The 12,572-nt window shown below is 43.9% G+C and carries 6 protein-coding genes; all 6 read left to right on the top strand.

Annotated elements, in window-relative coordinates:
• Positions 1 to 676 precede the first annotated feature (676 nt).
• Positions 677 to 5,344, top strand: coding sequence for an OmpL47-type beta-barrel domain-containing protein (locus AC58QC_RS01685; RefSeq protein WP_497413475.1), 4,668 nt, complete (start codon positions 677 to 679; stop codon positions 5,342 to 5,344).
• Between the two features lie 249 nt (positions 5,345 to 5,593).
• Positions 5,594 to 6,547 carry an ABC transporter permease gene (locus AC58QC_RS01680; protein ID WP_497413474.1) on the top strand — a complete coding sequence of 318 codons (954 nt, stop codon included), beginning with the start codon at positions 5,594 to 5,596 and terminating at the stop codon, positions 6,545 to 6,547.
• Positions 6,547 to 7,443: a carbohydrate ABC transporter permease gene (locus tag AC58QC_RS01675; RefSeq protein WP_497413473.1), complete on the top strand. Its 897-nt coding sequence runs from the start codon at positions 6,547 to 6,549 to the stop codon at positions 7,441 to 7,443. The genes AC58QC_RS01680 and AC58QC_RS01675 overlap by 1 nt, the downstream gene beginning before the upstream one ends.
• 136 nt (positions 7,444 to 7,579) lie before the next feature.
• Positions 7,580 to 9,133, top strand: a complete 1,554-nt coding sequence (locus AC58QC_RS01670) for a response regulator (RefSeq protein WP_497413472.1) — start codon at positions 7,580 to 7,582, stop codon at positions 9,131 to 9,133.
• A complete protein-coding gene (locus tag AC58QC_RS01665) occupies positions 9,130 to 10,938 on the top strand; it encodes a cache domain-containing sensor histidine kinase (protein ID WP_497413471.1) in 1,809 nt (602 codons plus the stop codon). Before AC58QC_RS01670 ends, AC58QC_RS01665 begins: the two co-directional genes overlap by 4 nt.
• 104 nt (positions 10,939 to 11,042) lie before the next feature.
• Complete coding sequence (locus AC58QC_RS01660; protein WP_497413470.1) at positions 11,043 to 12,545, top strand: extracellular solute-binding protein; 1,503 nt, start codon at positions 11,043 to 11,045, stop codon at positions 12,543 to 12,545.
• The last annotated feature ends 27 nt before the right edge of the window (positions 12,546 to 12,572 follow it).

Raw genomic sequence — 12,572 nt, 5'->3', positions numbered from 1 at the left:
AGAAGATGTTGAAAAAGCTCTTCTGTTATCACCAAATTCATTTTTCATTCCTTCTCTAAATGAACGAAATGTGCAAAAAAAGGAGGACCTTATAAGGCTAAATTTCATTATTAATAATCCAGAAGAAGACAGAGTCCAAGGGGGGTACTTGCTTCCGGCGGTGTGCTGTCGCTTCGCATTTACTTACCGACGGACGTCGGAAGCCCTGAAGATATCAGTTACGGCTCCAGGGAGCATTCGATTATTGAGAATAGGCTTCTCATTTAAAAAGAAAATGGGATGTAACCCAAGCGAGTACCGTTTGCGGATACGTGGCAATTGAATCGTCTGAAAGATAAGGCTACCGCAAAGGTAGCCTTTTTAATCAACAAACGGGAGTATAGCAAATTCATTCCAAACGATAACCCTGCTCACCTTTGCTAACTAACCTTCTTATATTCATCGATTGCTCATTTTCCACATGGAACAATACCACTGTAATAGCATTTTACACACATATGCTTACTTCATATGTAGAAATTGGAACTATCCTAGAAAATAATATCTTTAATAAAATATTAGCAAATGTATACTTACTTTTGACGGATGATCTGGATTGTCTCACAGGAATATGTTTGTGTGTTTGATTGTAAGCGCAATCATTAAGTGTGAATTTTGATTAAGAGGAGCTGAGAAAATGTTATCAAAACAGATTGTAAAGAAGTCACGTAAAATGATGACAAGTATGCTTATCGCTATTCTGGGAATATCATTATTCGTTCCCATCCTGCCGCAAACAACTGTAAAGGCGGCGTCATCTCCCGTAGTTCCGTTGCTATTCTCTCCACCAGAAGATATTGGTCCAATGGTCACCTCACCTAAAGCGTCAGATGCTGTTTTTGGTGTAGAGGATGGCAAACAGGTTATGTACACAACCGTAACAGGTGATCCGGGATTATTTAGCGTAGTGGATATGAAAAATTACAGCTTGATCCGCACGGTTCCGTTACCGCAAGGAGGAAGTTCAAACAGTAATGTGATCGATTCTATAGGGCAAGTATATCTGGGTTCAAACAATGGACTATACCGATACTCCCCTGTCACTAAACAAGTAGAGAGACTAGCAGGCATTGCAGGTGCAAGTGAACTATACGGACTCACAGTTGATGAACATGACAATATTTACGGAGGTACATTTCCGACAGGCAGTATTTTTAAATATGAAGCTACCTTAAACAAGCTCACCGTTTTTGATCGGCTTTCAGCGGGCAAGGATTATATAAGAGCGGTAGCTTACTATAATGGGTATCTATATGCAGGCACTGGAGCCGTCGGTGAATTGTATAAAGTAAACCCGAATGACGGCAGTAAAGTACTCATTCCGTTTCCAAACGTTCCCAAGTATACAGAAGAAAAAGTTATGCAACTTTATTCGTTTAGTATCGTGCGAAATTATATGTTTATTCTATTGAGTTCACAGAGATTGCTCATTTATGATTTGGATGCTCAAGCTTGGCTGCCCGAGTGGTCATCGGTGGAAGATCTCGATAGATATTATCGAGGGATGCACGTCTCACCAGAGCTGGATGGAAAAGTGTATTTAGGCATGGAAGGGAAAATTCAGATATTCGATCTGGAAACGCGAGAAATTACACCGACCAATCTTGAGTTCTCTACGTACCTTCGCCAACCGGGATGGGTTGAGATGAATGATCCTGAACTTCCAGGTAAATCCCTTGTTACGGTTTTAACGAATGGAGGGATTTCCGCATTGAACTTTACGAGCAATATTGTAAAAACTTTTGAACCCGTTGTACCTGGAACACCCGTATCTATACAATCCTTGGAGTTAGGTCCTGAAGGCTTGTTATACAGTTCTGGTTATCTGGGTTCTTACGGAGCACGTTACAACATTGAGACCGGTAACAAAGAGTTGTTCAGTATGGGGCAGGCTGAGGGAATGGCTCCATATGGCAACAAAATGATGTTTGGCGTATACCCGGCTAGTTTTATACATGAGCTAGATACAACTCTTCCACTTGAACGGAATCTGAATCCGAAGATCATTCATCAGATAGGTGAGCAACAAGATCGTCCATTCGTGATGGTAACGGGTGATGAGTTGTTATTCAATGGAACCATCCCGAAACTGGGTGAATTAGGTGGTGCTCTTACGATCTACGACGGTTCGACCTGGGAAACTTATCGAAATGTCGTACAGAACCAGAGTATCATGGGACTTGCGTACCGAAAGGGTGCGGTCAAAGGCGAGGGATTACTATATGGATCTACCTCGGTATGGGGTGGCTTAGGAATAGAACCAAGCGAGACAGAAGCAAAAATGTTTGTTTGGGATGTTAAAACCAAGAAAGTAATAAAAGAATTTACTCCAGCTATTCAGCAGGCAGGCGGAGTAAAGCCAAAGGCGATAGGCGGATTGTCGTTCGGTCCGGATGGATTATTATGGGGGGCTGCCTACGGTACCCTGTTCGCAATGAATCCAGATACTTATGAAATCGTTAAACAGAAAGAGATTCATTCAACCAATTGGGTATTCGGTCACTATTGGGTTCCGGTGAAACTGCGTTGGGACAAAGATGGCTTCTTGTACACGACTCTCGGCAGCACCGTAACGGTTGTGGATCCCAAAACAATGGCATATGTAACCATTCCTGGAACCAAGACCAACCTCATGGTCGTAGGAAATGATGGAAACATTTACTACAATGAAGCAGCCATTTTGAAAAAAATTACTGTAACTCCAGGTAATCCACCAACTTACAATGATGTGAAAATTCCTATTGTGAACGGCAACTTCGAGGAAGTCAATCAAAATGGAACAATTCCTGGCTGGGAACAGCATGCATCCAGAACGAGTGTTGCTAATTATGAAGTTACGAATGAGAAGTTTAACGAAGGTACACGCAGCTTGAAGATCACGGATACTTCGATTGAAGCAGAAACGGGTGTTATTTCTATTCCGTTCCCAGTCACTCCGGGTCTGCCGTATACGGGGAAAGCTGACATTCACCTGAACAGCGGGCGAACTATTTTCTCAATGAACTATTACGATTCGGACGGCAAGGAAATCAAAGTAACCCCAGCACCGGCGAATTACTTCTCATCTCCAAACGGGCAATGGGCCCATGCAGAATTTAGCTCGATAGCTCCAGAAGGCGCGGTGACAGGTAGACTCGTCTTATTCTGCTCGCTAACTTGGGTAGGAACAGCCTATTTTGACGATGTGAAAGTATTTAAGAAGATGGTAACGGAAACTCCACCAGCGGGTCCTATAACACAAGAGCTGGATGTAACGAATGCCGGCTTTGAGCAGTCACTGAATGCGAACGGTACGATCCCGGGCTGGTCTATCCGCAAGCCAGAGACTCACGTTGGCAAGCAAGCCGCTATTGAAGTTTCAACGGATCAGGCGAAGAGCGGGAGCAACAGCCTGCGGCTGTTTGATAATGAGACTGCTCTGGAGGTAGCGGTAGATTCTGGATTAGTTCCCGTGATTGGAGGGAGAACGTATACTTCATCCATGGATGTATTCCGTACCAGTAATCCTCCAGGCCGCTCTTCCAATCGTCCTATTCTACAAGTTCGTTACCATGATGTAACGGGTAAAGAGATGGCAGTCGTTGGGGGGGTTACGATGAGCAAGGAAGTAACGACAACGATCAATCAATGGGATAACGTGTCTCTTACGACTCCAGCGCCTGCTGGTGCAAAATTTATTCGATTGATCATGGTTGGAGCTGCATCTTTTGTTGCATCCGTCTATATGGACAACGCATCTGTAGCTACTGTAGTTTCCCCTGAGGAAAGAACAGTACTTACTATGAGAGAAGAACCGCTTTCGAATGCAGTGGGGGGGGCGGATATAACATTCAAAGTGGCCGCAACTAACGGTTCGACAATTGTCGTTAAAGAGGGAGACCTTATAGTAGCACAAACGATCGGAGCGGGTGAGGATACACCAGTAACCGTGACGATTCCAGCTCCAGCAGCAGGTGCACATACCTTTAAAGTTTATGCCCATATAACCGGTCTCGGTAAAAGCACAGTTATTGAATTACCTCCTGTAATTGTGCAGTCAGATGTAACAACTCCAACGATTACTATATACGGGTTGGCAGAGGGTGAAGATTATACAGACACTGTTAGTCCGACTGTAACTGTATCCGATCAAGGCAGCGGATTGAAACAGTTGTCTGTAAAACTAGATGGAGAACCGTGGACGGAAGGTTCTGCAATAACAGCAGCTGGCAATCATACATTTACTGTTACGGCCGTGGACAAAGCAGGTAATATTGCTACGAATGAAACACATTTTAGCTTATATTCCAGCACAGTTCTTACCGTCGATAACGCTATAGGAGTATACAGCGACATTACTCCGCTTAAAGCCAAGTTAGTGGATAGAAGCGGTGCCCCTATAGTCGAAGAAACAATCACGTTCCAAGTGAACGGAGAGGTTGTGGGAACGGCACAAACAGATGCGCAAGGGCAGGCAACTGCAATGTACACTGTGGCAATCGGTACAACTAACTCTAGCAACTGGTATAACGACATCAGTGCTGTGCATATGCAGAATGATAGCAAATTCCTGCGTGGTGCAAGTAACACAGCACTATTAACAGTGAATAAGGAAAATGCAGCAGTAGCCTATACGGGTAACCGACAGGCAGTTGAGTCACATCCTCATCTCCTGGCTGCACAAGTGCAGCAGGAGCAGGATGGAAGTCTTGGCAAGCTTGGGGGATTGCCGATACGGTTCATGATTCAGTCCATTGGGATGGACGGTTCAAGAACGCCTGTTGTAGTGCCGGGTCTTCAGGAAATATATACAACCGACAATCAAGGTAATGTATCCGCCAATGTGGTGTTGCCTGCAGGGTTGTACGATATTCGTACGGAGCTTGCGGAGAACGGGAACTATATGAACGCGTCTACGGTTACCGATTTGTCAGTAAGTAATCAGACCGACAAAGAAGTGAAGATTAATGGCTTTATCCATTTACCGACTGACAATCTGTTTGGGCGCATTGGCAACAAACTACACTTAGATGTAAAGCTGAGCGGCGATAATAAAGATAAATGGAGAATGCACGTTGAGCCGAATGGTTATGATGTGGATATGGCATCTGTGGATTGGGCAATTGTCTCTGAAGATAACGCGTATCTGCAAGGCAAGAAGACGATTGACGGGGAAAATTATACTGTACGGTTGATAGTAGCGAAGGCTGCAAAAAAACAAAAAGAAGTAGTGTCCATCCAGTTATGGAAGGGAAATGAACCTATTGGAAGTCCTCTGATTAATCTAACAGCGGAGCTATCTGGAGAAATTAAAATCGGAAAGTAATTTTTTGCGAGAAGTTAAATGCTAAATAGCTACTAAAAAAGAGCGGGATACTTGGTAAAAACAAGCATCCTGCTCTTTTTTGTGTACCAGCAGCTCTTTAATCCACAACTGTTCCAGATATCGGGGATTATTTCTGAAATACCATAAGATTTTCTCCCTAATCATAAGATTAAGATATTAAAAAAGCGTTTCCATTCCAATTAAAATAAGAATATACGAATAAAACTTGTTCAGGAAAGGATGGCGCGTATGCAATTACAAGTGGAGGTTGCACCGAATCCATGGCCCGTCAAAAAAGGGAATAGGGTTTTTGTGGATATTATGAAGGATTGGGATTTGTACCTTTTGCTCGTGCCGGGACTGTTGTTTCTGGCCATCTTTAAGTACACCCCAATGTATGGGTTGATTATATCCTTCAAGGATTTCAATATTTTCAATGGGATTTCCGAGAGTCCATGGGTCGGGCTTAAGCATTTTAAGCGGCTGTTCGTCAATGACCAGTTCCTCAGTGTATTATCGAATACCTTGATTATTAGTGTGATGAAACTCATCTTTCTGTTCCCGGCTCCTATCATCTTGGCCATTCTTTTGAATGAGGTTCGGAAGATGGCTTTTAAAAGAATTGTACAATCTGTCATTTACCTTCCCCATTTTATCTCATGGGTCATTGTGGGAGGTTTGTTCATCAATATGTTCTCAGTCAATGGTGGCATTATTAATGCCGCTATCGTTAAGCTCGGCGGTGATCCCATCCCGTTCTTCATGCACGCCGGATATTTCAGGCCACTACTCGTATTGTCAGAGGGTTGGAGAGAGGTGGGGTGGGGAACTATTATCTATCTTGCCGCAATTGCCGGGGTTGATCCGCAGTTATATGAAGCTGCAAAAATGGACGGGGCTAATAAACTCAAGCAGATGCTCCATGTGACTATGCCAGGCCTGATCCCCACGATCACGTTAATGTTTATCCTTAAAATGGGTCAACTACTGGAAGCTGGTACAGAACAAATTCTAGTGATGTACAATCCCGTGGTGTATAGTGTTGCAGACACGATTGGGACGTATGTTTACCGTGTAGGGATAGGAACATCTGACTACAGCTTTTCGACTGCTGTCGGGTTTTTCGAATCGGTAACTGCCTTCCTCCTTGTGATTCTTGGTAACACCTTATGCAAAAAATATTTGGGAAGGAGCATCTGGTGATGGCAAAAGCGCCTTCGATCAAAGCATCTACAGGTGAGCGTATCTTCTATATCAGCAACTACCTGTTCTTCATCCTATTAGGCATGGCCACGCTATTCCCATTCCTAAACGTGCTCGCTAAATCCTTCAGCAGCGAAGCGGCAGTCATCTCTGGACTGGTCACAATCTTCCCCGTAGATTTCCAAATCGGAACGTACGAATTGGTTCTTGGGAACAGTCAATTTATGAACAGCTTCCGGATAACCATATTTATTACAGTAACCTATACAGCACTCTCGCTCATTATGACCACGATGGCGGCTTATCCGCTCTCTAAGCCCGGGCTTAAAGGAAGAAAGGCTATCCTGCTGCTGTACGTGTTCACTATGCTTTTCCATGGAGGGTTGATACCCAATTATCTACTTATGCAAAATTTGGGTCTGATCAACTCAATATGGTCACTGATTTTACCGGGTATGATCCAAGTTTTTTATATGCTGTTGATCAAGAATTACTTCGAAGGTTTGCCGGATAGTCTAGAGGAATCGGCCAAATTGGATGGAGCCTCCAACATGAGAATTCTTTGGAGCATTGTGCTCCCGTTGTCGATGCCAGTGTTAGCGACTGTTGCTCTCTTCTATGCGGTTCTGATCTGGAACAGTTACTTTAACGCCATGGTTTACATTAGCCGTCCGGACTTAAAACCAATGCAGTTGTATCTCAAGGAATTGATCGCAGCCACCAATGATGTGCTTGGCCAGTCGGGAATGATCGACATCAGCAAGGATCTTAACCGAAGTCCGGAGGCTGTTCAAGCCGCATCTATCATTACGGCTACCGTTCCAATCTTGGCTGTATACCCATTCCTGCAAAAATATTTCGTAAAGGGTGTACTTGTAGGATCAGTAAAAGGTTGATTTTTTTAATAAAGTGTAAATCATTAACTAATTTGATAAAATAGATGGATATGAGGGAGTGCCTGATAGGGGCACCCCCTTTGCCTGTTCCGCAGACATCATACGACGACATAACAGGAAAGGAAAGAGGCCAGTTATGCTAAAAGTGCTGATTGTAGATGACGAAGAGATTACCCGGGAGGGTCTTACATCTTGTATCCCTTGGAAAGAGCTGGGGATGGAAGTTGTGGCGGAAGCAGAGGATGGCCTTGAAGGGCTCGAGGCAGCTGTGAGGCTCCAGCCGGATATCGCCTTGTGCGATATTAGAATGCCCCATCTCGATGGGATTGGATTGGCTAAAGGAATTAAAGTCAAGGTGCCAGGCTGTAAGATCATATTTCTAAGCGGATATTCGGACGTAGAATATTTGAGATCTGCGATTCAACTTCAAGCCATTGATTATGTGGAAAAGCCTGTTGACTTGGATAAGCTTCAGGAGGTATTGGTTAAAACAGCGGAGGCTTGCAGACAAGAGCGTTTGAATCGAGAGCGGCTGGAGGACATGGAACAGCAAATGATTAAGTCTAGGCCATTCTTAACAGGGAAGGCCTTACAAGCCTTACTTGCAGGCACCGGTTCAGTTATAGAGTTGGAGAAAGAATGGCTTGCCGTCCACGCTATCGGTACCAACGATGCTCGCTATGTATGCTGCAAGATTATGGGTGAAGACCGCAGGATGAACATGACTCTAATAGGGAAACTCGAAGAAATGTTTCGTGCTTACGGGTTAGAAGGCTTGTGTTGCGAATATGATCACCTACTTGCTGCAGTATTTAAATTGACGGATGGGAAGGAAAATGAAACCATCGTCTTGATGATGAATTCGTTATCGATATTTGCTCGGAATGTGCTTCATACCCGACTTTCCATAGGTGTAGGAGGAACGGTAGGGAGCTTTGAAGCTATTATGGACTCGGTGCAGCAAGCTTCAGAGGCGCTTCAGTTTAGCTTCTATAGGGGTTGGAATTCGACAATTCTTCATGAGCGTACAGGTCGGGGCGCGAAGCCGAAGCTTATTCATGAGAAGATCACCTTTCTCCGATTCGAGAAGCATCTCCAACGTCAGGAATTTGAGTTTGCGTCCGAACTGCTACAGGAAGTAGTTCGCGAGCTGAGAAGGTTGGAATCACCTTCAATTGAAGCGATTCGCAAACGACTTTTTAAATTGTATATCATCCTATCCAAAGTGTTTTTGGAAGCAATCACAGAGCAGGATAACGCTGAATTATGGGAATTATTTGCAAATGGACAGCTCGAGTCGATAGCCCATTTTCTCCAAGGCCAATTAGAAGAGATTCGAGATGGGTTAGCTCATCTCGGGACTCAGCCAGACAAGGCAGTCATACGCGAAGCTGTAGCTTTCATTCATAATCATTATCATGAAGAATTATCCATCGATATGATATCCAAGCAAGTTTTTTTAACACCGACCTACTTTTGTCTGATTTTCAAAAAAGAGCTAGGGATTGCTGTTAATGAGTACATTACGCAAGTCAGGATAGAGAAGGCCAAGCAATTGGTTAAGGATAGAAGCCTAAAGTTATACGAGATTGCTCTGAAGGTCGGATATTCAGATCCGAATTATTTTGCAAAGGTATTCCGCAAGCTTACAGGCTTCAAGCCTTCTGAGTATAGGGAAGTTGCGCCATGAAACTTAATAAAATGCTTCGGGCGGGATATTTACGGAACCTGAGAATTAAGTATAAACTCCTTCTCTCATACATGCTGCTGATATCTATCACCATTGCAGCCGTTACATGGTTCTCCTATAATAAGACGACTAAAATGATAGAGCGGCAGGTCGCAGAATCAACGCATCGAGCTTTCGAGCAGGCTAACGAATTCATTTCTTATAAGCTTAATAATGTGAAGGATGTCTCTAGCATGCTGTTTATGAATAAAGAGCTGCTGCAAATTTTGCTGAAGTCCCCTAACAACTATCCTTTGGTCGACCAGATAGACGATTACAACCGGCTCCTGGATATGATCCGTTCAGCTCAAAACAGCAGAGAAATTTTCAGTATCCGTTTGTTTGTTAACGATTCGGGAATATTCGCCAAGGAAAATAGCACGATTTTTAATATGAAGAATTTCAAGGATAACTGGTGGTTTAAGCTGGTGCTGGAGCAAAATGGTGGTCTTTACTGCCGCTCTACGTATAACCATGACTATCAGGATCAGAGGGGTTCTCAACACATTATCTCTTGTATGCGCACCCTGCAAACGCAAGGCTTCTTTGGGGACGTCCTTGGTCTCGTCTCTTTAGATATTCTAGAGGATAGTATCTATCGCATCATCAAGCAAACGGAAATCACGGATGGTGGAGAGGTATACTTGGTTGATCGTGAAGGAAATGTCATCTCGGGTTTGGACAGAAATACGATCGGTCAAAGTTTGTCTTCAACGATATATTTCCAGGAGATTATGAAGACGAGCGGAGACAGAGGCTATCAGAACCTAGAGGTTAATGGTAAAGCATCCCTCGTTACTTACAAGAAGGTGGAAGGGACGGATTGGCAGCTTATAGCGATTATTCCACATAAGGAAATAATGCAATACAGCGACCAAATAGCCAGCTATATGTTGTTACTGTTTATCTTGTCAATAATTAGCGCGACTATAATGGCCTTCTTCATGTCTGGAGGGATTACAAGAAGAATCAGCCTTCTCATCAAGCAGATGAAGAGGATCGAAGTGGAAAAGTGGGACATGCATATTCCCGTGGATAGTAAGGATGAGATAGGTATTCTACAGTTAAATTTCAACCGGATGACGGACAATATCAAGCGTCTTATCATGGAGAAATATGAGGAAGAGGTCCGAAAGAAGAATGCCGAGCTTAAAGCTTTGCAAGCTCAGATTAACCCACACTTCTTATACAATACTCTGGATATGATTCATTGGTTGGCAATGAAGCATAAGGCCCAGGACATCAGCTACCTTGTTGGAGGATTGGCAAAGTTTTTCCGATTAAGTTTGAGTAAGGGGAAGGATGTGATCTCCATTGAAGATGAGCTAGCTCATGTTCAAATTTATCTAGATATTCAAAACAAAAGGTTTTCTGGCAGTATTGAAGTATCCGTAGAGGTGGAGCAACAGATCCTGGAGATGACGACAGTGAAGCTTGTGCTTCAACCAATTGTGGAAAATGCTATTCTACATGGAATTCGGGAGAAGGCAAACAAAAAGGGTCTGATTCGAATCTCTGGTCAAATTTGCTCAGATCTGATTCTATTTACCGTGGAAGATGACGGGGTTGGAATGACGGAGGAAAAGATGAAAAGACTGCTTTCAGGTGACCAAGGTGGAGGCTATGGTATCAAGAACGTCAATGAGAAGCTCAAACTTTATTTCGGGGATTCATTTGGATTGTCTTATGAAAGCGAAGTGGGTCAAGGTACGAAGGTGACGATTCGATTCCCTGCCATGAAACATCCATCAGAAGGCGTATCCTGACAACATAGTCAGCATCTTCTGACAAATACCTAAGAATGGACCAGTGGTATAGTGAACGAAGAGAGGTTATTTCCTCTCAAGTATTCGTATCCGGGGGAGTTTAGATGAAGAAACTAATTTCCATGTCAATATGTGTTTCGTTAGCTGTTACAGTACTAGCTGGCTGTGGTGCTAATAATGGAAGCTCAGGTACTGGGGCAACAGGGACAAGCCCAAGCGCATCTGCCAAGGTGGATGCTCCTAAACCCGAGCTAAGACAGCTTGGTTTCCAACGAAACTTTGACACTAATCAAGATCCTGTTGCGAAGATGTTGGAGGAAAAGACGGGGTACAAGGTAAAATATGAAACACTGCCCTTGGAAAATCCTGACGACAAGCTGAACCTGCTGATGGCAAATAAAGAGCCTTACGATATTCTTAAACTATCTGCTTCCCAGTATCGGAAGCTGGCCACTCAAGGGGCACTTGAACCTTTAGACGATCTCCTGAAGAACTATGGACAGACACTTGCGAAGATTAATACGCCGGAGTCCTTCGAAGCGGCCAAGGTTGATGGTAAGATCTACGGGATTCCTGAAAGACATCCAAGAGGCTTTGTTGGCAGCTCGCTAGCGATACGCCAAGATGTCCTTGATGAACTAGGTATGAAGGTGCCAACAAGTCTTGATGAATTTTATCAGCTACTGAAGACTATCAAAGAGAAGAAAAAGGACATGATTCCGTTTGCGGGATTTGAGAGTGTGATCACAGAAATCTCCGGCGCCTTTGGCATTGCGACACAGTGGATAGAGAAGGATGGAAAGCTGGTTAACCGCCTTGACGATCCGGGGATGAAGGAATACCTGGCGTTTATGAGTAAGCTTTACAGCGAGGGGCTGTTGGATCCGGAATGGCCTGTGAACAAGGCAGCAACCGTACAACAGAAATTCTCTAGCGGCAAAGCAGCAGTCATTCCTTACGGCTGGGGAATGGCCCCGGCAGTAACAACAGCGACATTGAAAAACTTCCCTGCAGCTAAGATCACGCTCATACCGGGACTTAAGGGCAAGGACGGAACACAAGCTCAAATGATTCAAGGTGGAGGAATCAGCTGGTATATTGCTATACCTAAGGTTTCTAAAAACAAGCAAGAGGCAATGAAATACATGGATTTAAAGGTTCAACCTGAGTTGTTCCAAAATTTATCTATCGGTGAGGAAGGCGTTCATTTCAAGAAAGAGGACGGGAAGATGTTCCCTATTCTTCCGAAATTTAATGATGACCGCGGCAACGCGGATTGGTTCTTAACCTCTACGAATCCGGAAGTGTTCAAAGATCTGTGGCTTCTGAGGGTGCGTAAGGATCCGGTCCTGTATGCAACCTTCGAGGAAATTCAGAAGCAGATGTCCTTTGGCAAGAATGATCCTTTAATTTTCGCGCCACCGCTTCCTCTACTCGGTACAAATATCCAAAAACTCACTAAATCCGAGAATGACTACATTATCAAAGTTTTCGCAGGAGCGGAAAAGTTAGACAGCTACGATAACTTCTTGAAGCAGTGGAAGTCTGATGGCGGCAGCGAAGTGATTAAGGAACTAACAGATTGGTACGCAACATCTAAAAAATAAATAAATTCGGAATGGGGCAGTCCCCGG

Source organism: Paenibacillus sp. J22P51 (genome assembly GCF_059692215.1).
Note: the sequence above shows the minus strand (reverse complement) of the source record. Positions and strands in the feature narration are given on the sequence as shown.

What these genes read in the sequence shown, in the direction of transcription:
- AC58QC_RS01685 (WP_497413475.1), top strand. Translation starts at nt 677, where the DNA reads ATGTTATCAAAACAGATTGTAAAGAAGTCACGTAAAATGATGACAAGT.
- AC58QC_RS01675 (WP_497413473.1), top strand. Translation starts at nt 6,547, where the DNA reads ATGGCAAAAGCGCCTTCGATCAAAGCATCTACAGGTGAGCGTATCTTC.
- AC58QC_RS01660 (WP_497413470.1), top strand. Translation starts at nt 11,043, where the DNA reads ATGAAGAAACTAATTTCCATGTCAATATGTGTTTCGTTAGCTGTTACA.
- AC58QC_RS01665 (WP_497413471.1), top strand. Translation starts at nt 9,130, where the DNA reads ATGAAACTTAATAAAATGCTTCGGGCGGGATATTTACGGAACCTGAGA.
- AC58QC_RS01670 (WP_497413472.1), top strand. Translation starts at nt 7,580, where the DNA reads ATGCTAAAAGTGCTGATTGTAGATGACGAAGAGATTACCCGGGAGGGT.
- AC58QC_RS01680 (WP_497413474.1), top strand. Translation starts at nt 5,594, where the DNA reads ATGCAATTACAAGTGGAGGTTGCACCGAATCCATGGCCCGTCAAAAAA.